20 protein-coding genes, 1 tRNA gene and 4 pseudogenes are annotated in these 24,226 nt (G+C 55.0%); 15 read left to right on the top strand and 10 right to left on the bottom strand.

Annotation, left to right across the window (positions count from 1 at the left end):
* Positions 1 to 88: 88 nt before the first annotated feature.
* A complete protein-coding gene (gene xylB / locus KHA73_RS22770) occupies positions 89 to 1,567 on the bottom strand; it encodes a xylulokinase (protein ID WP_234586934.1) in 1,479 nt (492 codons plus the stop codon).
* A 126-nt stretch (positions 1,568 to 1,693) separates the two neighbouring features.
* Positions 1,694 to 2,548, bottom strand: a complete 855-nt coding sequence (locus KHA73_RS22765; protein ID WP_234586933.1) for a LysR family transcriptional regulator — start codon at positions 2,546 to 2,548, stop codon at positions 1,694 to 1,696.
* Positions 2,549 to 2,674: 126 nt separating this feature from the next.
* Here KHA73_RS22765 and KHA73_RS22760 point away from each other — a divergent pair, with 126 nt between their 5' ends.
* From KHA73_RS22760 to KHA73_RS22745, 4 genes and pseudogenes are all read left to right on the top strand, one after another.
* A complete protein-coding gene (locus KHA73_RS22760) occupies positions 2,675 to 3,874 on the top strand; it encodes a cyanate transporter (RefSeq protein WP_314725590.1) in 1,200 nt (399 codons plus the stop codon).
* Between the two features lie 76 nt (positions 3,875 to 3,950).
* Positions 3,951 to 5,294 carry an esterase-like activity of phytase family protein gene (locus KHA73_RS22755; protein WP_234586931.1) on the top strand — a complete coding sequence of 448 codons (1,344 nt, stop codon included), beginning with the start codon at positions 3,951 to 3,953 and terminating at the stop codon, positions 5,292 to 5,294.
* A gap of 97 nt (positions 5,295 to 5,391) precedes the next feature.
* A tRNA-Sec gene (locus KHA73_RS22750) sits at positions 5,392 to 5,486 on the top strand.
* 175 nt (positions 5,487 to 5,661) lie between these two features.
* A pseudogene (locus KHA73_RS22745) lies at positions 5,662 to 5,955 on the top strand (Arm DNA-binding domain-containing protein); the annotation flags it as partial.
* A gap of 15 nt (positions 5,956 to 5,970) precedes the next feature.
* On the opposite strand, the pseudogene KHA73_RS22740 reads toward KHA73_RS22745, so the two are convergent.
* From KHA73_RS22740 to KHA73_RS22730, 4 genes and pseudogenes are all read right to left on the bottom strand, one after another.
* Positions 5,971 to 6,168, bottom strand: a pseudogene (locus tag KHA73_RS22740) (integrase core domain-containing protein); the annotation flags it as partial.
* Positions 6,160 to 6,425: pseudogene (locus KHA73_RS24685) on the bottom strand (glycosyltransferase family 39 protein); the annotation flags it as partial. The pseudogenes KHA73_RS24685 and KHA73_RS22740, both read right to left, overlap by 9 nt.
* A 114-nt stretch (positions 6,426 to 6,539) precedes the next feature.
* Positions 6,540 to 6,683 (bottom strand): hypothetical protein, encoded by a 144-nt coding sequence (locus tag KHA73_RS22735; protein ID WP_234586929.1) that lies wholly within the window; start codon positions 6,681 to 6,683, stop codon positions 6,540 to 6,542.
* 258 nt (positions 6,684 to 6,941) lie between these two features.
* Positions 6,942 to 7,181 carry a hypothetical protein gene (locus KHA73_RS22730; protein WP_234586927.1) on the bottom strand — a complete coding sequence of 80 codons (240 nt, stop codon included), beginning with the start codon at positions 7,179 to 7,181 and terminating at the stop codon, positions 6,942 to 6,944.
* A gap of 1,096 nt (positions 7,182 to 8,277) precedes the next feature.
* On the opposite strand from KHA73_RS22730, the gene KHA73_RS22725 reads away from it, so the two are divergent.
* The 7 genes from KHA73_RS22725 (at position 8,278) to KHA73_RS22695 (ending at position 18,374) form a co-directional block, all read left to right on the top strand.
* The gene (locus KHA73_RS22725) at positions 8,278 to 11,289 is read left to right on the top strand and encodes a DUF4214 domain-containing protein (RefSeq protein WP_234586925.1); all 3,012 of its coding nucleotides are present in this window, start codon (positions 8,278 to 8,280) and stop codon (positions 11,287 to 11,289) included.
* A gap of 124 nt (positions 11,290 to 11,413) precedes the next feature.
* Complete coding sequence (locus tag KHA73_RS22720; RefSeq protein ID WP_234586924.1) at positions 11,414 to 13,183, top strand: type I secretion system permease/ATPase; 1,770 nt, start codon at positions 11,414 to 11,416, stop codon at positions 13,181 to 13,183.
* Positions 13,184 to 13,231: 48 nt separating this feature from the next.
* Positions 13,232 to 14,563 (top strand): HlyD family type I secretion periplasmic adaptor subunit, encoded by a 1,332-nt coding sequence (locus KHA73_RS22715; protein ID WP_234586922.1) that lies wholly within the window; start codon positions 13,232 to 13,234, stop codon positions 14,561 to 14,563.
* A gap of 2 nt (positions 14,564 to 14,565) precedes the next feature.
* On the top strand, positions 14,566 to 15,945 hold the full coding sequence (locus KHA73_RS22710) for a TolC family outer membrane protein (RefSeq protein WP_234586314.1): 1,380 nt from the start codon (positions 14,566 to 14,568) through the stop codon (positions 15,943 to 15,945).
* 76 nt (positions 15,946 to 16,021) lie between these two features.
* On the top strand, positions 16,022 to 16,696 hold the full coding sequence (locus tag KHA73_RS22705; protein WP_234586920.1) for a LuxR C-terminal-related transcriptional regulator: 675 nt from the start codon (positions 16,022 to 16,024) through the stop codon (positions 16,694 to 16,696).
* Between the two features lie 389 nt (positions 16,697 to 17,085).
* Positions 17,086 to 17,907 carry a winged helix-turn-helix domain-containing protein gene (locus KHA73_RS22700; protein WP_234586918.1) on the top strand — a complete coding sequence of 274 codons (822 nt, stop codon included), beginning with the start codon at positions 17,086 to 17,088 and terminating at the stop codon, positions 17,905 to 17,907.
* Complete coding sequence (locus tag KHA73_RS22695; protein ID WP_234586916.1) at positions 17,904 to 18,374, top strand: FidL-like protein; 471 nt, start codon at positions 17,904 to 17,906, stop codon at positions 18,372 to 18,374. The genes KHA73_RS22700 and KHA73_RS22695 overlap by 4 nt, the downstream gene beginning before the upstream one ends.
* Before the next feature lie 656 nt (positions 18,375 to 19,030).
* Here the strand turns inward: KHA73_RS22695 and KHA73_RS22690 are convergent.
* Positions 19,031 to 19,357, bottom strand: coding sequence for a hypothetical protein (locus KHA73_RS22690; protein WP_234586914.1), 327 nt, complete (start codon positions 19,355 to 19,357; stop codon positions 19,031 to 19,033).
* 388 nt (positions 19,358 to 19,745) lie between these two features.
* Here KHA73_RS22690 and KHA73_RS22685 point away from each other — a divergent pair.
* Together KHA73_RS22685 and KHA73_RS22680 are read left to right on the top strand one after the other, a co-directional pair.
* A pseudogene (locus KHA73_RS22685) lies at positions 19,746 to 19,956 on the top strand (hypothetical protein); the annotation flags it as partial.
* Between the two features lie 36 nt (positions 19,957 to 19,992).
* Entirely contained in the window at positions 19,993 to 20,505 is a 513-nt protein-coding gene (locus KHA73_RS22680) for an Mpo1 family 2-hydroxy fatty acid dioxygenase (RefSeq protein ID WP_234586912.1), read from the top strand.
* Positions 20,506 to 20,593: 88 nt separating this feature from the next.
* Here the strand turns inward: KHA73_RS22680 and KHA73_RS22675 are convergent, their stop codons facing one another.
* Positions 20,594 to 21,181 (bottom strand): histidine phosphatase family protein, encoded by a 588-nt coding sequence (locus tag KHA73_RS22675; protein WP_261144029.1) that lies wholly within the window; start codon positions 21,179 to 21,181, stop codon positions 20,594 to 20,596.
* Positions 21,182 to 21,323: 142 nt separating this feature from the next.
* Here KHA73_RS22675 and KHA73_RS22670 point away from each other — a divergent pair, with 142 nt between their 5' ends.
* Positions 21,324 to 21,560 (top strand): DUF4282 domain-containing protein, encoded by a 237-nt coding sequence (locus KHA73_RS22670; protein WP_234586909.1) that lies wholly within the window; start codon positions 21,324 to 21,326, stop codon positions 21,558 to 21,560.
* Between the two features lie 58 nt (positions 21,561 to 21,618).
* Here KHA73_RS22670 and KHA73_RS22665 read toward each other — a convergent pair whose 3' ends face one another.
* Both KHA73_RS22665 and KHA73_RS22660 read right to left on the bottom strand, forming a co-directional pair.
* Positions 21,619 to 22,368: an NAD-dependent epimerase/dehydratase family protein gene (locus KHA73_RS22665; protein WP_234586907.1), complete on the bottom strand. Its 750-nt coding sequence runs from the start codon at positions 22,366 to 22,368 to the stop codon at positions 21,619 to 21,621.
* Between the two features lie 93 nt (positions 22,369 to 22,461).
* Entirely contained in the window at positions 22,462 to 23,325 is an 864-nt protein-coding gene (locus KHA73_RS22660) for a LysR family transcriptional regulator (protein ID WP_234586906.1), read from the bottom strand.
* 114 nt (positions 23,326 to 23,439) lie between these two features.
* Here KHA73_RS22660 and KHA73_RS22655 point away from each other — a divergent pair, with 114 nt between their 5' ends.
* Positions 23,440 to 24,198 carry an SDR family NAD(P)-dependent oxidoreductase gene (locus KHA73_RS22655; protein WP_234586904.1) on the top strand — a complete coding sequence of 253 codons (759 nt, stop codon included), beginning with the start codon at positions 23,440 to 23,442 and terminating at the stop codon, positions 24,196 to 24,198.
* Positions 24,199 to 24,226 lie beyond the last annotated feature (28 nt).

The raw sequence follows: 24,226 nt of genomic DNA, 5'->3' as shown, positions 1-24,226 counted from the left end.
GTTCCTTAATCCAGAGGGGGGATGCATCAAAACACCCCCAATTTAGGAGAGGAACCGGCGGGTTGGCAGCGACATTTGCCAATAGTGACTATTCGATTTGGCAATGACCGCCCGCTTGCATCAAGGGCAGCAGGCAGCGATACAGTTCGCGGAAGGTGGCGCGCCGCCCGGCGTATTGCCGGTGGCGTTCGGCATCCGGCGCGTGCAGCTGTTCCAGCGGCAGCTCAGGCAGCAGTTCGGCCAGCGGCCGCTGCGGGTTGAGCGCGATCTGCGCCAGCCGCGCCGCGCCCAGCGCCGGGCCAATGTCGCCGCCGGTGCGGTATTCCAGCCGCTGGCCGCTGATGTCCGCCAGCATTTGCCGCCAGAACGGGCTGCGCGCGCCGCCGCCGATAAGCCGGACGGCGGTGGGCTGCAGGCCGGCGGCGTGCAGCGCATCCATGCCGTCGGCCAGGGCGAACCCCACGCCCTCCAGCACCGCGCGCGCCAGATCGTTCGGCCCGTGTTGGTGCGTTAGCCCCCAGAACGCGCCTTTGGCGTTGGGATTGTTGTGTGGCGTGCGCTCGCCGGACAGGTAGGGCAGGAACCACAGCGGCGTTTCCGCCGGTGCGGCCTGTTCGACGTTGCGCAGCAGGGTGGCCACGCCGTCGACGTTGGTCAGCCGGCAGACCCAGTCCAGGCAGGAAGCGGCGCTGAGCGTCACCGACATCAGATGCCAGCGGTTCGGCAGCGCGTGGCAGAAGCTGTGCACCGCGCCGGCCGGGTTGCTGAGAAAGCCGTCGCTGACCGCAAAATAAACGCCGGAGGTGCCGAGCGACAGCATTGCCTGGCCGGGCTGATACAGCCCCACGCCGAGCGCGCCGGCCGCGTTATCGCCGCCGCCGGCCACCACCGGCGCCGGCGGCATGCCCCAGCGCTTCGCCAGTTCGTGGCGAAGCCGGCCGGTTACCTGATTGCCTTCGAACAGCTGCGGCATCTGGCGGCGGCTCAGGCCGCAGGCGGCCAGCAGCTCGTCGCTCCAGTCGCGCTGCGCCACGTCCAGCCACAGGGTGCCCGCCGCGTCTGACATGTCGCTGGCGAATTCGCCGGTCAGGCGCCAGCGCAGATAGTCTTTAGGCAGCAGCACCTTGTCGATGCGGCTGAACAGCTCGGGTTCATGCTGCCGCACCCACAGCAGCTTCGGCGCGGTAAAACCCGGCATCATCAGATTGCCGGTGATGCGGCGCGACCGCGGCACCGCCTGTTCCAACGCCAGGCATTGCGCGAAGCTGCGGCCGTCGTTCCACAGGATGGCCGGGCGCAGCACCTGCTGGTGTTCGTCCAGCAGCGTGGCGCCGTGCATCTGGCCGCTCAGGCCGATGGCTTTGACCTGCTGCAGGGGGTGTTTGCCGCCGAGCGCCAGCATGGCGCTGTCGGTGGCGCGCCACCAGTCCTGCGGCGCCTGTTCGGACCACAGCGGATGAGGGCGGGAAATGGCCAGCGGCTCGCTGTGGCTGGCGAGCAGTTGCCCCTGTTCGCCGAGCAAAATCACTTTAACGCCGGAGGTGCCGAGATCGATGCCGATATACATGGCGAACGGGTCCTGTGCGGCGCGGCGCAGGGCCGCGATAAAAAGGTTGGGAGAATGAGCCTACTGCTCAACAGGTGGCCATAACAGCGCAGCGCGTCAAATTTGCAGCCCGGTTCACGGTGCCGATTAAACCAACCCGCAAAATGCCTGCAGCCGCGCCGCCAGCGTCGGGGTGGCGGCGGGCGCGCCGTCGCGGTAATACAGCGCCAGCTCGAAACTCTCTACCGGCGGCAGGCCTTCGGCGGCGCCCAGCACCCGGTGCGCCGGCAGCCTGCAACCGGCCGGCAGCAGGGTAACGCCCAACCCGGCGGCGCAGGCGGCGGTCAGGGCCGCCAGGCTGGCGCTGCTGTAGCCGATGCGCCAGCGTTTGCCGAGGTTGTCCAGGGCCTGGCACAGCTCCTCGCGGTACAGGCCGTTGAGCGGGAACACCGCCAGCGGCACCGGCGACTGCTCGATGGCCGGGAAGGCCTGGCTGTCCAGCCACAGCAAGGGTTCCGGCCTGGCGGCGCGCGGTGGCTGGCTGCGGCGCTGTTTCACCAGGATCAGATCCAGCTCTTCGCGCGCATAGGCGCTGTGCAGATCGGCGCTCAGGCCGCTGGTGACGTCCAGCCGCAGGTGCGGGTGCTCGCGGCTGAATTCGGCCAGCAGCCCGGTGGTCGGCACCGCGAAATCCTCCGGCATGCCGAGCCGCAGCACGCCGTCGCGCCAGACGCCGGTCAGCGCGTCGTGCGCCTCTTCGTTCAGCGCGATAATGCGCCGCGCGTAGCTCAACAGCTTCACGCCTTCTTCGGTCAGCAGTACCTGATGCGACGAGCGTTCGAACAGCGGTTTGCCCAGCATCTCCTCCAGCCGGCGCACCTGCTGGCTGACGGTGGACTGCGACAAAAACACCCGTTCCGCGGCGCGGGTGAAGCTGTTGCTGTCGCACACCGCCACGAAGCTGAGCAGCAGCTGCGGATTGAACATCGGGTAACGATTCATTTTCCCACTGTTGGCTATTTTATTATTTAATTTCCCAATACTAGCGGCGTTGCCTAGAGTAACGCAACGCTGCGGCGCATCCTCTGTGACGCCGCACTCTTTCTCGCGCAGTACCAGGAATATATCGTGCAAAATCATTCTATTAATCCTACCTCGCCGCGCCGCGGGTTCAACCCGCTGCTGTTGGCGCTGGTGCTGATCGGCCTGAACATGCGCCCGTTGCTGACCTCGATCGGCCCGCTGTTGCCGACGCTGCGCCAGGCCACCGGGCTGAGCTTTGGCGGCGCGGCCTTGCTGACCACGCTGCCGGTGCTGATGATGGGGCTGATGGCGCTGGCGGGCGGGGCGATCAACCGCCTGTGCAGCGAACGCGGCAGCGTGGCGCTGAGCCTGCTGGCCATCGGCCTCGGCGCTGCCTGGCGCGAACTGGCGCCGGACAGCACGCAGCTGCTGCTGAGCGCGGTGCTCGGCGGGTTGGGCATCGGGGTGATCCAGGCGGTGATGCCGGGCATTATCAAACACCATTTCCTCAGGCAAATGGCGCTGGTGGCCGGGCTGTGGTCGGCGGCGTTGATGGGCGGCGGCGGGCTGGGGGCGGCCTTTACCCCCTGGCTGATGAACCTCGGCCACGGCTGGCACAGCGCGCTGGCCTGGTGGGCGCTGCCGGCGCTGGTGGCGCTGCTCGCCTGGTGGCCGGTCAGCCGCGGGCTGACGCGCCTGTCCGCTGCCGGTGCGGCCAAGGGGCCGAGCCTGCTGTTCAACCGCCGCGCCTGGCTGCTCGGTGCCTATTTCGGTCTGATCAACGGCGGCTACACCAGCCTGATCGCCTGGCTGCCGCCGTACTATATGCAGCTCGGCTGGCAGCCGCAGGCCAGCGGTTCGCTGCTGGCGCTGATGACCTTCGGCCAGGTGGTGGGGGCGCTGCTGCTGCCGGCGCTGGCGCGCGGGCAGGACCGGCGGCCCTTGCTGCTGCTGGCATTGCTGATGCAATTGGTCGGTTTTATCGGCCTGATCTACCTGCCGCAGACCCTGCCGTGGCTGTGGGTGCTGATCTCCGGCCTGGGGCTGGGCGGCGCCTTCCCGCTGTGCCTGGTGCTGGCGCTCGATCATCTTCATCAGCCGGCCGCCGCCGGGCGGCTGGTGGCCTTTATGCAGGGCATCGGCTTTCTGCTGGCGGGCGTGACGCCTTATCTTTCCGGCCTGCTGCGCGACTACAGCGGCGGCTTTGTGCTCGACTGGCAGCTACACGCGCTGCTGGTCGCGGTATTGATCGCCATTACCTGGCGGTTCCATCCGCACAGCTACCGGCGGGCATTCGCCGAATAATATTTCTGTCATTGCGGCTCCCTATAGTGACGTTGCTTTTACTTCTGGGCGATAACAACGATAAGGGAACCATGACATGCACAACACCAAAACCCGTCTGGCGCTGCTGGTCGGCTGCATGGCGCTGAGCGCCAACCTGTGGGCCGAGGCGCAGCCGGTACCGGCGACGCTGGCCGGGCATGCGCTGCTGCCGGTGAAATCCGCCGTTTCCGCGCCCAAGGACGCGCCGAGCGATCTGCAGCAAAGCGGCAAATACACCGGCGGCGCACGCGTCACCACGCTGGGCAGCGTGGCGGGCAAATCCGCCGATCGCATGACCGGCATCGGCCTGCCGATAGAGGGCCAGCCGCTGCAGGGCCATTCCGGCATCAAGCACATGCCCGACGGCAGCTACTGGGTGCTGACCGATAACGGTTTCGGCAGCAAGGCCAACTCGCCGGACGCCATGCTGTACCTCAATCACTACAGCATCGATTTCAAAGAAGGCACGGTCACGCCGCTGAAAACGGTATTCCTGCAGGACCCGGACAAAAAAGTGCCTTTCCACATCGTCAATGAAAGCACCGCGCAGCGTTATCTGACCGGCAGCGATTTCGATCCGGAAAGCTTCCAGTTCGCCGATGATGCCCTGTGGATCGGCGATGAATTCGGCCCTTATCTGATTAAGGCCGATCTGAACGGCAAGGTGCTGGCGGTGTTCGACACCAGGGTGGACGGCAAAGTGGTGAAATCGCCGGACAACCCGACGTTGACCCTGCCGGGGGCGCCGGACGGCAAGCAGAACTTCCAGGTGGCGCGCTCCAAAGGCTTTGAAGGCATGGCGGCGGCACCGGACGGCAGTAAGCTGTATCCGCTGCTGGAAGGCGCGCTGTGGGACGGCGAGAAGTTCGAAAACCTCGACGGCAAACGCTATCTGCGGGTGCTGGAATTTGACGTGAAAAAACAGGCCTGGACCGGCCGCAGCTGGCAGTACGTGCTGGAAGACAACCAGAATGCCATCGGCGATTTCAATATGATCGACGCCACCCACGGTCTGGTTATCGAGCGCGACAACGGTGAAGGCACGCCGGACAAAGCCTGCGCCGCCGGCGCACCGACCGACAACTGCTTCAGCCAGGTGGCGAAGTTCAAACGGGTATACAAAATCGCCTTTTCTGACGATAACGTCGGCAAACCGGTGGAGAAACAGGCCTATATCGACCTGCTGAAAATTCAGGATCCGAATAAGCTGGCGCGCAAACCGCTGAACGACGGCGTGCTGACCTTCCCGTTCTTCACCATCGAGAACGTCGACGTGGTGGACGCCAGCCACATCATCGTCGGCAACGACAACAACTTCCCGTTCTCCTCCAGCCGCCAGCCCAACGTGGCGGACGACAACGAGTTTATCCTGCTGGACGTGAAGGGCCTGCTGAAGTAAACCACCGGCCGCCGGCGCCGTCGGCGGCCGCTATTTCCCGCTTAGCGTCAGGGACAAACTGCGCTATAATCAGCGCCTTGCTTCTTCTCTCCTCTAAGGAAGATCCTCGTCCCCGGTGGGGCGGCCGGACTTCAAATCCGGTTGGGGCCGCCAGCGGTCCTGGGCAGGTTCGACTCCTGTGATCTTCCGCCAAAACGCATCTTTTCATGTCAACTCAAGTCTATATATTTCATTAAAAACAAATGGTTAAATTGAAATTTATCTCTTCTGATGTCAACCTGTGTCTACTCAAATCTACCCCCATTAAGGGGTGTTTTTGGGGGTTAAAAAGTACCCCTAAAAATTGATACCCCCAGAAGGAGACGCAATGCCTTTGACTGACGTAAAGGTGCGTACAGCAAAACCCCAAGACAAACCCTACAAGCTCACTGATGGCGGGGGATTATATCTGTTGGTAAACACAAACGGCTCCCGCTATTGACGCATGAAGTATCGTGTGATGGGGCGTGAAAAATTGTTGTCCATTGGTGTCTACCCCGACATATCCTAAGCGGTAGCCCGTCAGAAAAGAGACGAGGCGAGGCGTGCCCTTGCACAGGGTAATGATCCCGGGGCCATAAAGAAGGCGGAGAAACAGGCTAAAAAAATAGCAGCAGAGAATGTAAACACACCTGTTTTAGTTCCACACACTTTTTGAGAGTTTCGGTTTTTCAGCCATCAGCCGGTATTCTTCTGGCGTCAGGTTGTTCAGTGATTCATGAGGCCTCTCGCTGTTATATTTAGTCAGCCAGCGTTCCGTAATTTCCCGCGGCGAACGGTAGCCTAACGCACTGTGCGGATGCCATTCGTTGTAATGCTCGAACGCCATCGCCAGGATGCTGTCGCCGAACAGCACCATCCAGCCATGCAACAGCAAATAATAAAGCGGAGGATGAACGTCGAAAGAAGCATGGTACAACAACGCCGCCAGGTCATAGCGGCTGGTCAACACGCTGGAGGCTTCGTGTCGGTCAGGGAAGTAAAGCGGATCGTGGCCGATAACAGCAGGATCAGCAATACGTAATGTTTATAGCCGATACCTTTCAACCGGTTGCCCACAAGAGGCGCATTTGATATCTGTTGCAGAGACATAGCCGCATTCCGCCGAAGGATCCACACAATGTGGAGATGCGAGGCCATCATTGCCGAGGCCGGGTAAATAGCAGCTAAATCATCGTGAAAAAGTCGCAGCGGCCGCCGTCTGCATTACCGCATTGCAATGCCGATGCTCGAGTAGGTCTTTTCACAGCCGCTGAGGTAATGCCCCAAAGCACGGTAGGCCAACACATAGAGCACGGTAGCGGCGCACAGGTAGACAAAGGAAACCAGCAAGAATTTAGCGTTGCGCATGAGAAGCTCCCCCAATGGATAGTTGGCTATATATTAACCCGCCGGGATCAACCAAAGCTCAACTGCCCTCTTGTAAACCACACCGAGAAAAAACCGCGGCGGCGGCGGCCTTTGCCTCCGCCTGGGATTACGTTAGCGGCAGGCCAAATTGAAACGCCCTCCGATAGCCGCCGTCTCCTCAAATACTGACCAGCCCGCTCATGTCTGCGTATTACCTAGAAAATGATAAAATCTCTACGTCACGAAAATCTGACCCGGTTAAAATTTTTTCTCATTCGGTTCATAAGCCCAAATGCTACATTCACTCCCTTTGCCAAAATCATGGTCTTTATCACCATGGTGACAAGTTTTTTTCTCCTCATCGGTAGTCATCCCTTTTTTAAGGTAAAGTACTGCGGGCACCGCCTTGCCATTTTCTTTATCGACAGTATTTGCAAATGAAAAATTTTGTGCGGCAGATAAAAGAATCAACGTTTGCACTATAACCTTTTTGCTCATAGCCAAATCTCCCCAACCTTTTTTACCGTAGCGAAAATAAAATCGCTGACCTCACATATCCCCATCGCTTCGTCAGCCCATCCAAGCACCATCTATATGTATATATGTAAGTAAAAAAAGCGATTACCAATTTTCCAAGATCGTGATGGTTTATATTGAAGTAATTCCCAGACCTGTCAAGAAGATGATGATTTCCCTAGGTACTATAAGACATCGATTTAAAAATTGGCTGGATAACAATGATTTTTTGCTTCCAGAGGGCTACATCAACCAGTCAAAAACTAAAAATAGAAAATTCAAATCAATGACAACAACGAGCAAGTCAGCGGCTATCAAAAAGGCACAAACCAGAAATTTAATCCAAAAACAAATAACACGACAGAATATTATTCTAACTGAAAGCATAAAAACAACACTATAAACTGAAAGTGTAAACAAGTTGGGGCGTTTTTTGTAAAAAACCATCGAATGAAGCGGCATAAAAAGTAAAGTTACCGGGAAAAAACCTAATGCAAGCTTCTCATTTAAAAACAAACACAAGCAGATAAAGAACAAGAAAGATCTTAAAAAAGTATCAAATTAAAGCTTGTTTTATATGGGTTTTTATCGAAAAAGGTACAATAAGAATCGCGCAATTTTTTCAACGCAGCGCTAATCACTGAAAAATTATAATAAAAAAACCAATCACCAAAAATTCATTAAAAACTAATAAAATAATAAAAATTGGAGTAAAAAACTAAAATAAAAAGTAAATTAAGAATAAAAAACTAACAAATAACCACTATACAGTGTAATTTAAATAAAAATGCGGCTTTTTGACCGCCATTTTATTTTCGGATAGTATCGATTTCGTGAAAGCAGACATCTTCGTTAATAAAACCATCTCTATGGTGAGTATATTGCACGACTGATTAATTCACTTTTACCTGGCCGATAAGAACTCAAGTGTGCCGTTAATGTCAGATCATATTCTGGCAGGCCTCCCTTTGTTCTCAATAAGCCTGAAAACACTTTTAATCAAACTCTAAAGCTGCCTAATAATGCTGTTACAGGCGGCAAGTGCACCCTTATAATTCATTAATAGGAAGAATCTCATATGGCATCTTTAAACTTTCAAAAAGAAGCTGCAGCGCTGTTGTTCTCTGTCCTTGGTCAAAAAGCCAATGCAGCCACATTTGACTCTATTGGTAACCGTATAGAGAAAAATCTGCTTTCGGCTGAAGACTATGTTGGTTCCTTATTAAATTCTGCCGAAGGCAAGAGCCTTTATAACGGCAAAAGCGACTTTGATATTCTTAGCAGTATTTACGCCTCTACCTACGGAAAAACAGCTCCTGCAGATTATTTGTCAAGCTTGCTGGTACATTCCAGCCTGGAAGAATCCATTACCACTATCGTCAACGATCTGCTTAACTACAGCGGTTTTGAAGCAGGCATGCAAGATGCGCAAAACAACTACGACCAGCAGTTGAACGAGATCATGTTTCCATCCTATAACGCCGCCGGCGGCGCAAAAGGCGTATCGGATATCCAGGCATTGTACTATTTGGTCGGCATTGATCCGGTAACCTCTACGGTGAATAACCTCGGCAGCCAGATCAACTCCGGTTCCAAAACCTTTGTTCAGGTTGCGACAAAGTTTATTGACGATCGGGCCGCGTTGAAAGCGCTGTCTAACAGCTCTTTAGTGAAGCTGGTGTACACCGAAGCGTATGGCCGCGCCCCTACCGATAGCGAGCTGGTTTCTGCGACTTCCTTCCTGGCTAACGGGGGCAGCAAAGGGCAGATGATCGTTGACCTCATCAACGACCTGCGCGGTAGCGTTGCACCGGCAGACACCGCTGCCCAGCAACATTTTCTGGCGGCAACAACCCCTAATGCTCCCGGCTTTATCGCCGCGCTAGCAACCCAGGAACAGGTCGCCTCTATCTTCCTGGCCCTTCCGGAGCGCAACGTCGATGCCCAGGGTCTGAGCGACTGGAGCAACTATTTAGGCAGCAATCCTGATTTAACCAAGATCAATGCGCTGACGGCCAAACTGATCACGTCCGCAGAGTTCCAGAAAAAAGGCGCGCAACTGACCGGCAACGACTATATCCAGCACGTTTACACCGCTGTGCACGGCATCGCGGCCACCGCAAAGCAACTGGCAGACTATGCCAAATTGGGTGCGGACAAGGCGCTGATCGCCACCATGATTATCAACGATCTGCGCACTTCCACCGCAACGGATGCGGCAACCGTCACCCAACAGCATACTTTTGAGTATGACATCGGCACCAGCCTGACCTATAAAACTGCGGCTTCGCTGTCTGCCTCTGCGTCGGGCGGCAACGCCACCGGCACCGTGAACAGCGGCAGCAGCCACGTACTGAGCAATGCGGAAACCGCGGTGCTGGTCAACGCGCTGCTGGATGCTAACGCAGCCACCACCGTCAATCTGAAGTTTGCCGATCATCTGGCCAACTTGACTATCAACGGCGGTAGCGCGGCTACCGTTAACCTGTCTGACAATGGCGTCAACTCAGGTGTTGCCGTTACTGTGAACAACGGCAATGTGACCCTGAACGCCAGCTCCGGCGATGATGCCGTTACCGTAACTGCGGATGCCAACCTCATTAACGGCTTAGGAAAATTCAATCTGGGCAACGGCAACGATCAGCTGTTATGGGATGGCAATGCGGTCGCGGGCGGCAACAATATCCTGAACGCCGGTATTTCAGCGCAAGGTGGCTCGGGCGTGAATACATTGTCCGCCAACTTCCTGACAACCAGCAGTATTAAGAATTTTACCAATTTCAGCAAAATAGATCTCGGTGGTTATGTCGGTTCGTATCAAGGCGAACGTGGCGTATTTAATGGTGGCATGTTCGCCGATGCCAATAAAAATGACTTGTCAAACGATGGTTACGTTCTTTCGAAGAAAGCCGATAATGTCACGGTTCATGGCATGCTGTATGGCAACCGTACCAAAGCTGCGCTGGAAATTACTGGCAATGCAGGTGCGGATAGCCATGTCACTTTTGATTTCTATAAAAACACTAGCAGAACGTTTGATCTCAACTTTGCCGGCAAAGGAGATAAAAACCTGGACGCCGGTGCCATTACGGTAAAAAGCCATGCGGTTGCGGGCCTCCTCTATAGCGGCGACGCCCTGACAGATCTCAACATTCATTCTAACGGTCAAGGTAACTTCACCAATAAAATGACACTGGTTGGCCAAGAAAGTGATTCTAACCTTATTAGCAATATCAAGATCGACGGCGACCATCGCCTGGCTCTGACGCTGGAAAACAACGTCGACAGTTTGTTCCTGACTAAAATTGACGCATCGGCCAACACTGCAGGAGTCGATATTGTTTCCAATATCAATGCCCCTGGTGCTTCAGGCGCTGCCGGGGGGGCCGGGTTCTTGGACTTCCTTAAGCCAATCCCAGGGCTGTCGCTGATCGCCGTCGCCGGCGATATCATCGGTGGTGTTATCAACGGGCTCGGCAGCGTTATCGGCTGGATTGGCGGGTTATTCACCGGTGGCCATGTGCCAGATGTCGCCAAAAGCTATGACATTATAGGTTCGGCACATGATGACAACTTTACCATCGGCAATAATACCTTCGTCACCACTGGCGCGGGCAAAGACGTGGTTACTCTGACGAAGAGTACGGCCAAGGATTTCTCCACCATTACCGACTTCAGCGCGGGTGACACAATTGTGGACCAGGCAAGCGGCATCACTATCAGCAGCCAATTGCCTGCAGGGCAAGAGCAGACTCAGGTAAAAGCTTATGGCTTTACCGGCACCAATGCGCTGAAGGATATTTTCCTGGCGTTCGGCCAGGCCGTGCTGGGCAATGTTCTGGTACGTATCGACTCACTGAAAAAAGTCATCAATATTGAAGACGGTAAAATGGAAAAGGTTGGTGTCGGCGGTACCGATAGTGGTTCTTATGTTGCATTCGACAATAATGGCAACAAATCACTGGATGCAGACGACACTCTCGTGTTCCTGAAAGGCGTCAGCTATGCGGATGCGCAGAAACTGGTGTATAGCCAAGAAGTGACAACCAACGGGGTACAACAAAACGTTGGCGATTTGGTTCACGGTTAATTAAGCAATAAGTCAGCTTAAGGTAAGGGTTTCGGCCCTTACCTTTTATCAAATCATTTTTATTTATATGGATTCAGCGTTGTGTTGACTCCTGGTCACATAAACGCAAATGAGAATGTCGCATATGAGTTTGGCGCGTCAATATATCGGCAGTAATGAAATTTCAGATGTTATACGAACTCGCAGTAAAGTCTTCTGGACCGTCGGCATATTTACCGCATTCATCAACTTATTAATGCTGGTCCCTTCTGTCTATATGCTGCAAGTCTATGACCGGGTGCTGCCTTCCCGGAACGAGATAACGCTCCTGATGCTGACCCTCATCATGTTGGCGATGTACGCCATGATGTCGCTGCTGGAATATGTGCGCAGCATGGTAGTGATCCGCATCGGCAGCCAACTGGACATGCGGCTGAACACGCGCGTCTATACCGCAGCCTTTGAGGCCAATTTAAAAAACGGCTCGTCAGACGCCGGGCAAATGCTGGGCGATCTCACTACGGTGCGCCAGTTCCTGACCGGCAATGCGCTGTTCGCGTTTTTTGACGCGCCCTGGTTCCCGATTTATCTGCTGGTGATCTTTTTGTTCAACCCCTGGCTTGGGTTGTTCGCCCTGGTGGGTTCTTTGATCTTGATAGCCCTGGCTGTCGCCAATGAGATGGTTTCCAAAAAACCACTGGGCGAAGCCAGCAAGCTGTCGATCATGTCCGGCGGGCTGGCCAGCGCCAACCTGCGCAATGCCGAAGTGATCGAAGCGTTGGGCATGCTGCCGAACCTGAAACGCCGCTGGTTTTCACTGCACAGCCGTTTCCTGAACAGCCAGCGGGTCGCCAGCGAGCGCGCCGCGACCGTCACCTCGATCACCAAGTTCGTGCGCCTTTCCCTGCAGTCTCTGGTGCTGGGGCTGGGCGGCTGGTTGGCCATCGACGGCCACATCACCCCCGGCATGATGATCGCCGGTTCGATCCTGATGGGGCGCACCCTGGCGCCGATCGAACAGGTGATCAACGTCTGGAAAAGCTGGAGCGCGGCCAAGCTGTCGTACAACCGGCTGGTCAAGCTGCTGGAACAGCACCCTGAACGCGGCACCGGCATGTCTCTGCCGCGTCCGGCCGGCGCGCTGTCGGTTGAAGGCATTACCGCCACGCCGCCGGGCTCGAAGGGGGAGGCGGTGTTGCATAACGTCAGCTTTGCCGTACAGCCGGGCGACGTGCTGGGCATCATCGGGCCGAGCGCCTCGGGGAAATCCACGCTGGCGCGCCTGCTGGTCGGCATCTGGCCGGTATCGGAAGGCATCGTGCGCCTGGATACGGCGGACATTTACCAGTGGAACAAGGACGAGCTGGGGCCGCACATCGGCTACCTGCCGCAGGACATTGAGCTGTTTGCCGGCAGCATCGCCGAGAACATTGCGCGTTTCAACGACATCGACGCGGAAAAAGTGATCGAGGCGGCCAAGCTGGCCGGGGTGCATGAGCTGATCCTGCGTTTTCCGCAGGGCTACGACTCGCTGATCGGCAACGGCGGCGCCGGGTTGTCCGGCGGGCAGAAACAGCGCATTGGCCTGGCGCGGGCGCTGTACGGCGATCCTGCTCTGGTGGTGTTGGATGAGCCCAACTCCAACCTCGACGATGCCGGCGAGAGGGCGCTCAACCAGGCGATCCAGTTCCTGCAGCAGCGCAACAAAACGGTGATCCTGATCACCCACCGCACCAACCTGCTGTCGATGACCAACAAGCTGTTGCTGCTGACCAACGGCGTGGTGAATGCGTTTGGTCCGACTCAGCAGGTGCTGACGGCGCTGGCTAATGCGCAAAAACAGCAGCAAGCCGCAGCGGCGGTCAATGCGCCGGTAAAAAACGAAGGCGACTTCGTAAAAACTCAAACTCATTAATTACAGGCTAATCAGGCGGCCCGGCCGCCTGATGCCAGAGGTACCTGTATGTCTACGCCACTTAGCGTGCCGGCTTCTTCTTTGGAAGAAAAGCTCCCCCAGGATGAGCGGAAATATACCCGTATGGGTTGGCTGGTGCTGGCCATCGGGCTGTTTGGCTCTTTCATTTGGGCCGCTTTTGCGCCTTTGGACAAAGGTGTGGTTTCCGCCGGTTCGGTGATCGTTTCCGGCAACCGCAAAACGGTGCAGGCACCGGCCAGCGGCATTATCAAAAGCATCAAGGTTAAAGAAGGCGACAAGGTCAAGGCCGGCGAAGTGCTGGTTCAGCTCAGCCAGATCCAGGCTCAGGCTCAGGTGGATTCGTTAAGCGATCAGTATTACACCACGCTGGCCAGCGAGGCGCGTCTGATCGCCGAGCGGGATGGGTTGAACGCCATTACTTTTTCTCCGGTACTGGAAAAACTGCGCAACCAGCCGCGGGTGGCCGAGATCCTGACGCTGCAGCAGCAGCTGTTCACCTCCCGCCGCCAGGGGCTGAAAAGCGAGATCGACGGTTATCGGCAGTCGATCGAGGGCATGCGTTATCAGTTAAAAGGGCTGCAGGACTCGCGAGCCAACAAAGCTATCCAACAGGCGAGTCTGCGCGAGCAGATGAACAGCATGAAGCAGCTGGCCAATGAAGGCTATTTACCGCGTAACCGCTACCTGGAAATTCAGCGGCAGTTTGCCGAAGTGAACAGCAGCATTGATGAAACTCTGGGGCAGATCGGTCAGTTGCAAAAACAGCTGCAGGAATCGCAGCAGCGTATCGATCAGCGCAACGCCGACTATCAGCGCGAGGTGCGCACCCAGCTGGCACAAACCCAGATGGACGCCAGCGAATACCGCAACCGTCTGGACACCGCCACCTTTGATCTGGGCAATACCTCGATCACGTCTCCGGTGGACGGCACCGTGGTGGGGCTGAACATCTTTACCCTGGGCGGCGTGGTCGGCGCCGGCGACCACCTGATGGATGTGGTGCCGAGCGAGGCTTCGCTGGTGGTTGACGCCCGGCTGAAGGTGGAGCTGGTCGACAAGGTTGGGCAAGGGTTGCCGGTGGATCTGATGTTCACGGCGTTCAACCAAAACAAAACGCCGAAAATTCCGGGCGAGGTCACGCTGATTTCGGCCGACCGCCTGGTGGATAAGGCGACCGGCGAACCCTATTACCAGATGCAGGCGACGGTGACGCCGCAGGGAATGAAAATGTTGTCCGGGCTGGATATCAAACCCGGTATGCCGGTTGAGGTGTTCGTTAAAACGGGTTCGCGTTCGATGCTGAGCTATCTGTTCAAGCCGATTATGGACCGCGCCCGCACGTCGTTGTCTGAGGAGTGATTGTGAGCCGATTCAAAGGAAAAATAGCCGGTATAGCCCTGGGTGGGGTGGCGTTGTCGGTGCTGTTCGCACCGGCTTCGGCGCTGGCGATCGGCGTACTGGACGCTTACTCGCTGGCATTGCAAAAGGATCCGACTTTCCTGGCAGCCTTAAAGGAGAAAGAGGCCGGGGATGAAAACAAAAATATCGGCCTGGCGGGGTTGCTGCCGAAGGTGTCGCTGAGTTACCAAAATTCGCCGAAAAACTGGCAAAAAGTGACCAGCCCGCAGGCGGTGAATATTTTCAGCAATGAGACCATCGACGTCACCACCCGGCAGCAATACCGCAGCTATTCCGGCTCGGTCACGCTGACCCAGCCATTAATTGACTACGCGGCCTATGCGCGCTACCGCTCCGGCGTGGCGCAGACGCTGATGTCCGATGAGCGTTTTCGCGGCAAGTTTATGGATCTGGCGGTACGGGTAGTGAGCGCTTACGTGGACGTCGCCTACGCCAGGGATCAGATTGCCCTGGCCGAAGCGCAAAAAACCGCCTACCAGGAGCAGCTGGCGCTGAACGATCGTTTGCTGAACGCCGGGGAAGGCACGGTGACCGACGTGTCTGAAACCCAGGCGCGTTTCAGCCTGGCGGAGGCGCAGGCGATAGAGGCGCGGGACGCGCTGGACGCCGCCCAGCGCGAGCTGGAGGTGATGATCGGCCTGCCGTTGGAGCAGCTGGAAACACTGCGGGTATTGCGCCCGGGCAAGTTTGAAGTGGCGCCGCTGCTGCCCGCCAGCTTTGAAGAGTGGCGGAAAATGGCCATTGCGAGCAACCCGACGCTGGCGGCGGCCCGCCAGGGCGTGGACGTGGCGAAGTATGAGGTGGAGCGCAACCGGGGCGGGTTTTTCCCGCAGGTGCAGCTTTATGCGTCTCACTCTGAAAACGATTCCAGCAGCGATAACACGGTCAACCAGAAGTACCGGACCAACAGTATCGGCATTCAGGTCAGCGTGCCGATTTATGCCGGCGGCGGCGTTGCCGCCTCGACCCGGCAGGCCGCGGCCAGCTATGGCCAGGCGATGTATGAGATGGACGCGCAGGTCGGCACCACGCTGAATGATTTGCGCAAGCAGTTCAATCTGTGCCTCAGCAGCCGCGCCAAGCTTGCCGCCTACGAACTGGCGGTGAAGTCGGCGACGACGCAGGTGGAAGCGACGCGCAAAAGCGTGCTCGCCGGGCAGCGCGTCAACGTCGACGTGCTGAATGCGGAGCAGCAGCTCTACAGCGCGAAGCGCGACCTCGCGTCGGCAAAATATACCTACATCAAGGCGTGGGTCAGTTTGTTAAACGATGCGGGCACATTGGATCGGGAGCATATCCAACAAATAGCAAAATACTTCTAATGCGATCATGAGTTTTTTAACAATACCAGATGCGGTTAGTCATGGAATATTAAAAATTTGCAGGGATATCCACGAAATGACAATCATGAACATGCTGAATAAGAGCCTCCCCCTGAAAAACAAAGCAGTAAGCAGCATCGCCGTGCTCGAGCCTTTTCCTTATGTATCAAACGTATTGATGAGTTTTTTTCTGGAGGTCCCGGAGGTAACGGATATTTTTGACACCCAGAGATTTGATACACTACAAGAAATACTTGATGAAAAGAAAATCCATATGGTTTTTATGGATCTGGTCGATGTGAATAACGACCATACCGCCGGCCTGTCGTTTCTCGCAAAGAACGCCTTGCATTGGCACCATATAGACTTGGTGCTATTTACCTCCATAACTAACGTTTATACTATCGAGTTTGCAAGAAAAGCGGGCGCCATCGCGATCATTAACAAACACGACAACTTGGTAAAAATAAAACAAAAAATAGAAACCATATTTTCCAGAGAAACGTTTCCATACCCACGGGAATGGGGGGGGGTAAACAGCAAATTCGATACGGCGCTGACCAGACGAGAATCTGCCATCATCTATTTCTTGAGCCACGGGAAAAGCATTAAACAAATATCGGACATATTGGGAATATCCTATAAAACTGCACACTCACACAAAAGCAACATAATGAACAAGCTAGGAGTTAGAGGGCTTTTCGATTTACACAAGGTTATCAGAGCGATAAAATCACAACCTAAGAAATAAGATTCGCAACCAATCCTTAAAGAGGAGCCATGGAAAGTTATTATTGACAACATCTTTATTATTTTTCACTTTTGTTGTTTTTTTAGAAACCGGACCAGTATAAAAAGTTCGCGTAGATAAAAATAAGAACCCCAGTGTTCAATAATAATTCATGGATAGAAGATTAACACATGGAAAGTAGAAGCCACTTAACCCTGCTAGGCAGGGTTCTTTTTTGTCCCAATGAAAACGCAAATAAGGAAGAGTTATGAAGTTGACAATTAAATGTAAATGAGATAATTACTCCATAAAAAAACATAAGATTATCTTTAAATTTTAAACTAACGCTGAAATATTATGCTATACTTGAAAAATAAACTTCCTACCTCAGTCTGAGGAAAATAATAAAAATGAAGTATATAATAAATAGCAAAATTGTCTTCAGCGTTGATGAAGGAACATTATCGGTTTATGAAAGCGCGGAGACACCCGTCAAATTAAGCAAACCTGCTTGTCGGTTGCTTCTGGAATTAATTAAAAAAAATAATCACAGCGTCTCCCGTGATGAACTATTGCAACGTGTCTGGATCAACTATAGTCCCACGGCATCAAATGCCGGACTAAATAATTACATTCGCGAAATACGTAAAGCGCTGTTGTCGATAGGCATGGATAACAACATTATTGTTACCATTCCAAAATTGGGCTTCAAACTCGAAGGTGAAATACAGCCTGCAGAAGCACGCATTCAGACACCAGAGCCGGAAAATGCTGTTGAAATCCCCCTAGTCCCCCATACCGAAGACACAGTGGTAGAACAGAAAAATCATGAGATAGTCGTTACCCATACTGAAAGAAAGCATTTTTTTTCCTGGCGACAACCGCTGGTCGTGAGCCTGATCCTCATTATCTCTCTGTGTGCTTTTTTCACTTTTTCCCACAACGGAAAACCCAACCTAATCTCATACAGCCTAATACAGTCAGTAGATAATTGTGATATTTACTCCATAGGGAAGGTGAGGTTTACCCCCTCCTTGCTCGCTGATCTTATGCAAGCAATAAAAAAGGACGGTGTCGATTGTTTAAAAAACAAGAATGATATTTTCTACATGGAAGACAGGATAGGAGAAAGTGTACCAAGAGTCAGTCTGATATCGATCTGCGATAAGCATCAAGGTAGTAATTACGACCATTGTTTCAGCATGAAAAAACAGCGGAACATCATAAAATGAAAAAAATATTGATTGCTCTTAATCTCGTTTTTTTATTTCTTTTTATTTTGGTTTTCAAAAACCATGATGGACCATATAAATGCGCAACGCAATTCACTACATTTATAGAGAAAGAAAATAACTACACCTTGTTTAGTGGTAATTTAACATTATTTATTGAAAATGAGCAGGGTGGCTTTTTCAATATGACAGGCACAATAAAAACAAAAGATAGTGCCTATTTTTTAAGAAGACAAAGCTACTTCACCTTTAAACCTAATGAGTTCGACAATGTTAAAATGACAAAAATAACCAATGTAGTGGTTCAACCCGACGACAACACCCCCAAAGAAATCTGGACTGGGGATATCTTACCAGGAAAAACAGATAATGCATTCCCAATAGAGATTTGGCGTTTAAAAGACAACCTTATTTTATTTAAATCTGTAGATTCTGGTTATTTCATCTGTCCTAAAATAGGCTGGTGACAAAGAAAAAAACACATTACGTAGATACACCCGTTCAACCACACCTCCTACCGCAATTGGAGCTTAAGTTTTAACAGGGTTGTTATCCGCTACTAAAATTAATATCCAGAGGATCACCATGGTAAACCTGAAATGTGTCGGCGTATTTATCAGTAAACGTTCGTGGATACCTACTCGAAGGCCGCTCACTGCAAGCTGTATGTCACCAAAACGCCGATTACAGCATGCCGTTCTACGTGTCTGGCATCAGGAGGCCGGGCAATAGCGTTTATAAATGTGATGGTATCGGCCAGCCTGGCCGGAGGAAGTTTTTCAAATATTGTCGAACGAAGAAACTCACTTTCAATATTTTCATCCAGAAGTACCGAGCAGATATGTGCCAGTTCTAATGCTGATTTATCAAAATTTTTCAGCGTTCTTAGGCGTTCCTCTGCCTGTGTATTCCGATGATTTCGATCAGTGATTCCGGCGACTCCGATCGCTCTTCTCGCACTGTTTATTTCTTACTCTTGTTTTTAACTCGTCTGATCGGTTTACGCTAGTTTACGCATCGACTCACCTGTAGTGGCACAGTAAATTTGGTCTGCAAAAAGACCCTCGTGGTCGGTGTCTTTTTGCAGGTTTCGCCATCAAATAAATAACGCATAGCGGGCAAACTACGACGGATAAACACCGCCTTCATACATCTGCAACAGGTGGTTGTTCGCCTGCTCGCTAAGTTCCGACAGGGCAGGGAGCAGATGCGCAGAGGCTTTGAGCCAGGCGCTGATTTGCACCTTGCTGCTTGTTGAGCTCTGTTCCCCATTCTCCAGCGATTCTGCCAGATACAATAAGCCATGACATAACCCTTCTGCGGATTCCTGAGCCACGGCGCTGAGATCGCACAATTGAATATCGCTGAGTTTGCAAAATTGTAGATCGGCAATGAGATTGCGGAAGATGGAGATGGAGCTGTCAGTGAGTGTTTGATTCATTTCAGTCATGATGATGTTCCCTTGAAGGATGGTTATCACCACTGCCAAAGAGTTCCAAGCTTTGGTGGTGGCCCAGACAGGTTTGGAACTCCGGCCCTTCAATCACCGGCCAACCTTGCGGTTGTCCTGCCTGAGCCACCGAACTGAGTGTGCACGTAGGCGCTGAAAAAACACAAGTATTTTCAGCGTTGAAGGGGACGGGGTTCCAATCCCGACTGCGGATTTTGCCGCAGCAAGAAGACTCTATCCCGGTGATAACGCACAGGAAATAGCCTGGATGGATTTACAGGGATTTGTTGCAAGGATTGGAATCTGGCCCGCAAAATGAGTAACAGCGCCAAACTCTGACCAGCCCGCTCGTTAAACCTCACCGCATCTTTGCCGCAGTGGTGCCAGTCAATGTCGTTTTGAGCAAGAAACGCTGTGGCGACCACCGCGCATCTTTATCAGGTGGCCCCCAGGCGATTACGCAGCACATCAAAGCGATCTACGAAGAAGGCGAACTTGAACAAAATGCAACCTGTAAGTCTTACTGACAAGTTCAGCAGGAAAGGGCTCGTCAGGTGAGCCGTAATATTCTGAATTATCATTATCGGCTACCTTTAATGCATTAAAGAGATTCGGTTATTGCACCGGAGGTCAGGATGAGAAAACTGGAAGAACGGCTTGCCGCGTATGCCGCCTATCATCGCGATGCGCGTAATATCGTGACGCATTTCATCGGCATACCCATGATTGTCATCAGCTTGTTGGTGCTGCTTTCCCGGCCGTCGCTGGGGGATTTTGCGCTGCCTTTGTCTCCGGCTCTGGCCGTGGTTGTGGTTTTAGCCATTTATTATCTGCGGCTGTCGGCCAGCCTTGGCTCGATCATGGCGCTGCTGCTGGTGTGCTTTGCCTGGTTTGGCGCCTGGGCGGCGTCGTTATCGACGGCGTGGTGGTTAACCCTCGGCCTCGGCGGCTTTGTCATCGGCTGGATCTTTCAGTTTATCGGGCATTTTTGGGAGGGCCGGAAGCCGGCTTTTATGGACGATCTGGCTGGGTTGATCATCGGCCCGCTGTTTGTGCTGGCGGAGGCCTGCTTCCTGGCGGGAGGGTTCCGCGAGCTGGCGCTAAGCATTGAAGCGCGCGCCGGCAAAGTGCGCAACGGAAGAAAATAGCTAAAAGCCCCGTTCCAAAGGAAGGGGCTCAATAACTCAGGGTTTATGCGTATTTAAATATTTTCTTTGGCGATTGGGGTCGCCGCGTTCAGCCCGCACCCGGGCAGCTGTCCGCCAGCTGCGTCAGCCCCTCGCTCTCCTGCCTGAAGGCCACTTTGCCCTGATCCAGCGTCACTACGAAGATGCTGTCGAAGTCGCTGCCTGGCCATTCGGGTACCTGATTGGCGTCGCCGCCGCGTGCTGCCACGATGCTCTTCACTGCTTTGTCGAGGTTCTTGTGCTCCCAGGCGATGAAAATGCGTGAATTTTGGTATTTATCGCTGAGCAATTCCTGCTGCAGCCCGGCCACGTCGTCGGCATGGAACTGAATGCCGATCGGCAATCCGGTGCGCACCGCGGTGGGCATGATGGTCGACAGCGCCCGCAGCGAGCTGCCGAGCTTATTCTCCTTCGGTCCGGCGGCGAAGATAAAGTCGGGTTTTCCGTAGCGCTTCAACAGCACCTCCGGTAACGCCAGTGCCCGGTTTAATCCTTTGCAGGTCAGTTGCCCGCTGTTATCGGCGGGTTTTTCACCGTGCCGCACGAAGATCAGCGTTTCCTGCGCCAATGCGCTCTGGCTGCACAGCAGCAGCGCCAGCAAGGCGGCGGAAAGGGTACGTGCCACTGAATTGATCATGATTAACCTATTTCAAAAGGTAAGTGGATTTTTCTATTCTATTCGCGAGGTTACTCGCTATGATTAGCTGCGTACAAAAATAGCCGCCACGCTCTGTGGCGCCTCTGGGATAATTAAATAACGAATTAAGGAAAGATTTACCATGAGAAATATTTTCTTCTTTGACGCCATGCTGACGCCGAAAATTATTACCGTCGTTTATTGGCTGGCGCTGCTGGGGGTGTTGATCAGCGGCATCGGCATGATGTTTTACGGCGAGGTGTTCCGTGGCCTGTTCGGCATCATCATTGGCGGCGTGTTCGTGCGCGTGGCGTTTGAAATGGTCATTATTGCGTTCAAAAATAACGAATACCTGCGCAAAATCGCCGAAAAGCCGTAATCGGCCCAAAACGCCGGGTTACGCCCGGCGTTGTTCTCTCGCCCGCCGCTCGTCCGCTTTATTCAAAACCAAGAATGCTGAACGCGTCGTCCTGCGGGTAGTAGCCGAGCAGGCGGCTGGTTTCGTCCAGCGACAGCCGTTTGTAGCGGTTGTTGGAAACGCCGTGCACCACCGCATGCTGCACGCCTTCGACGCGAATGCAGCGCTCCAGCAGATCGGCGGCGTCGCGGTGGCTGAGGAAAGCGCTCATGTCGCGCGCGCTGAGCCGTTCGCCGGCCGCCAGGGTGGTGAAGTTGGCGATGCGCACCGACAGCGCGGAAAGCCCTTCCTGATGGGCGAAGTAGGCGGCGATGCCTTCGCCGAACGCCTTGCTGGCGCCGTACAGGTTTTTCGGCTTCGGCGCGTCTTGCGGGCGGATCTGGTGATCCAGCGGGTAGCCTTCCACCGCCTGCGCACTGCTGGCGAACACCACGCGTTTGCAGCCGGCGTCTTTCGCCGCGCGGAAGATATTGAAGGTGCCGAGGATGTTATTGTCCATCAGCGAGCCGCAAAAATCGGCGTCGGGGGAAGGATCGGCCGCCAGGTGCAGCACGGTGTCGATGTTGGCGCAGGCCGCGCGGCAGGCGTCAAGATCGGCAATGTTGAAGCTGATGACTTCGTCGTCGGGTTGCAGGTCGGTCAACAGGCTGATGTCTCTTTCCGCCAGTCGCAGTTGATAGCGATTGCCCACCGATTGACGAAATGCCGTGGCGACCCGGCCGCCCGCGCCGGTAATCAAAATTCGTCCAAACTCCGTACGTAACGTCATGATTGTTGTCGTCCCTAAAAGTAGATTACCCGGCGATCAGTAATAATCCCCCGCGTGACTTTTGTCCAGCATTCAATTAGCGGTACTGATGTTTTACGTCGGCAATGGGCAGTGTTTTTCGAGCGATTCCTCCAGAAAATCCATTACCGCGCGCACGGCGGCGGTGCGCGCCAAATCGGGATAGGTGACCAGCCACAGCTCGCGCGTCGGCGGGGCGACAGCCGTGGGCAGCGGCACCAGCAGCGGGTCGTTATCGGCGACGAACGTCGGCAATACCACGGCGCCCAGCCCCGATCGCGCCGCCTGCTGCAGCGAAAACAGGTCGCTGGCCTGAAACACTATCGGGCGCCCCAGCAACAGTGCCTGCAGCCATTGCTGATGCGGCTGGTGCCGGTAGTGATGGTCATAGGCGATAAAACGGCGCGCCGCTTCCGGCAGCGCGGCGTGCTGCGGCGCAGCGTACAGCCCGTAACGCATCATGCCGATGCGCCGCACCAGCAAGTCCGGCTGCTGCGGCCGCACCATGCGCACCGCAATATCGGCCTCGCCGCGATCCAGCTCGGCAATCGCCGATTCGCCGGAAAGCGCCAGCGCTATCTGCGGGAAAGCCCGGTGGAATTCGGCGATGCGCGGGGCGATTATCTCGGCGGCAATCGACGGCGGCGCGCTGACGCGCACGCTGGCCTGCGGGGTGTCGCCGGCGCTGCGCGCATAGCGGATGATGGCCTGGCTTTGCGCGTCGATATCGATCGCCAGCCCGGCTATCGCGTGCCCGTCCTGGGTCAGCGGCGTGCTGCGCGGCAGCCGTACGATCAAACGCAGGCCCAGCGCCTTTTCCAGCGCCGCCACCCGCCGCCCGACGGTGGCGTGATCGCAGCCCAGCTCCCGCGCCGCCGCCGACAGTGAACCGGTGCGCGCCAGCGCCATAAAGTGTTTTAAATCCTGCCAGTCGAACATCAGTGAATTCCTGCACAGTATCGATGCGATTTTAAGGAATATTCACACAGAGCGCGGCGTGATTCAATGCGTACATTCTTTCCGCAAAATTGAATTATTCAATTAGGATATCTTATGAATTTACAGCTTCAACAACGCACCGCGCTGGTGACCGGCGCCAGCGAAGGTATCGGCGCCGGCATGGTGCGGGTGCTGGCGGCTCAGGGCGTGCGGGTGGTGGCGACGGCGCGGCGCGGCGACAGGCTGCAGGCGCTGGCGGACGAAGTTGAACGGCAGGGCGCGGTGCGGCCGCAGGTGATAACGGCGGACATCACCGACGCTGCGGCGCTGGCCGGGTTGGCGGCGCAGGCGCTGCGGCTGATGGGGACGATTGATATCCTGATCAACGCGGTGGGCGCCTTTCAGCCAACGGCGCTCGACGAAGACGATCGCGGTTGGGATGCGGCCTTCGCCCTGAACTTTACCCCGGCGCGCCGCTTGACGCAGGCGCTGCTGCCGCGCATGCAGGCGCAGGGCTGGGGGCGGGTGATCAACATCAGCGGGTCGATGGAGCCGCGCAGCCTGAGCGCCGCCAGCGCGGCCAAGGGGGCGCTGCACCTGTGGGCCAAAGGATTGGCCGGCGACGTGGCGGCGCAGGGCATCACCGTCAATACGCTGCAGCCCGGGCGCATCAACAGCGAGCAGATCCGCGAACGGCTGTATCCGACCGACGCGGCGCGGCAGGCCTATATCGCACAGCATATTCCGATCGGCTATTTCGGTGAGCCGGAAGACATGGCCTATCTGGCGGCGTTTCTTTGTTCCCCGCTCGCGCGCTATATCACCGGCGCGGTGATCCCGGTAGACGGCGGGCTGCATTATTTTGCCCACTGAGCCGCTTTTGCCCGGTGGATCACAGTTC

Origin of the sequence: Serratia entomophila (genome assembly GCF_021462285.1) — a bacterium.
GTDB lineage: Bacteria > Pseudomonadota > Gammaproteobacteria > Enterobacterales > Enterobacteriaceae > Serratia > Serratia entomophila.
This window is presented reverse-complemented; position numbering and strand designations above follow the sequence as displayed.

What these genes read in the sequence shown, in the direction of transcription:
- xylB (WP_234586934.1), bottom strand. Translation starts at nt 1,567, where the DNA reads ATGTATATCGGCATCGATCTCGGCACCTCCGGCGTTAAAGTGATTTTG.
- KHA73_RS22765 (WP_234586933.1), bottom strand. Translation starts at nt 2,548, where the DNA reads ATGAATCGTTACCCGATGTTCAATCCGCAGCTGCTGCTCAGCTTCGTG.
- KHA73_RS22755 (WP_234586931.1), top strand. Translation starts at nt 3,951, where the DNA reads ATGCACAACACCAAAACCCGTCTGGCGCTGCTGGTCGGCTGCATGGCG.
- KHA73_RS22735 (WP_234586929.1), bottom strand. Translation starts at nt 6,683, where the DNA reads ATGCGCAACGCTAAATTCTTGCTGGTTTCCTTTGTCTACCTGTGCGCC.
- KHA73_RS22730 (WP_234586927.1), bottom strand. Translation starts at nt 7,181, where the DNA reads ATGAGCAAAAAGGTTATAGTGCAAACGTTGATTCTTTTATCTGCCGCA.
- KHA73_RS22725 (WP_234586925.1), top strand. Translation starts at nt 8,278, where the DNA reads ATGGCATCTTTAAACTTTCAAAAAGAAGCTGCAGCGCTGTTGTTCTCT.
- KHA73_RS22720 (WP_234586924.1), top strand. Translation starts at nt 11,414, where the DNA reads ATGAGTTTGGCGCGTCAATATATCGGCAGTAATGAAATTTCAGATGTT.
- KHA73_RS22715 (WP_234586922.1), top strand. Translation starts at nt 13,232, where the DNA reads ATGTCTACGCCACTTAGCGTGCCGGCTTCTTCTTTGGAAGAAAAGCTC.
- KHA73_RS22705 (WP_234586920.1), top strand. Translation starts at nt 16,022, where the DNA reads ATGACAATCATGAACATGCTGAATAAGAGCCTCCCCCTGAAAAACAAA.
- KHA73_RS22700 (WP_234586918.1), top strand. Translation starts at nt 17,086, where the DNA reads ATGAAGTATATAATAAATAGCAAAATTGTCTTCAGCGTTGATGAAGGA.
- KHA73_RS22695 (WP_234586916.1), top strand. Translation starts at nt 17,904, where the DNA reads ATGAAAAAAATATTGATTGCTCTTAATCTCGTTTTTTTATTTCTTTTT.
- KHA73_RS22690 (WP_234586914.1), bottom strand. Translation starts at nt 19,357, where the DNA reads ATGACTGAAATGAATCAAACACTCACTGACAGCTCCATCTCCATCTTC.
- KHA73_RS22680 (WP_234586912.1), top strand. Translation starts at nt 19,993, where the DNA reads ATGAGAAAACTGGAAGAACGGCTTGCCGCGTATGCCGCCTATCATCGC.
- KHA73_RS22675 (WP_261144029.1), bottom strand. Translation starts at nt 21,181, where the DNA reads ATGATCAATTCAGTGGCACGTACCCTTTCCGCCGCCTTGCTGGCGCTG.
- KHA73_RS22670 (WP_234586909.1), top strand. Translation starts at nt 21,324, where the DNA reads ATGAGAAATATTTTCTTCTTTGACGCCATGCTGACGCCGAAAATTATT.
- KHA73_RS22665 (WP_234586907.1), bottom strand. Translation starts at nt 22,368, where the DNA reads ATGACGTTACGTACGGAGTTTGGACGAATTTTGATTACCGGCGCGGGC.
- KHA73_RS22660 (WP_234586906.1), bottom strand. Translation starts at nt 23,325, where the DNA reads ATGTTCGACTGGCAGGATTTAAAACACTTTATGGCGCTGGCGCGCACC.
- KHA73_RS22655 (WP_234586904.1), top strand. Translation starts at nt 23,440, where the DNA reads ATGAATTTACAGCTTCAACAACGCACCGCGCTGGTGACCGGCGCCAGC.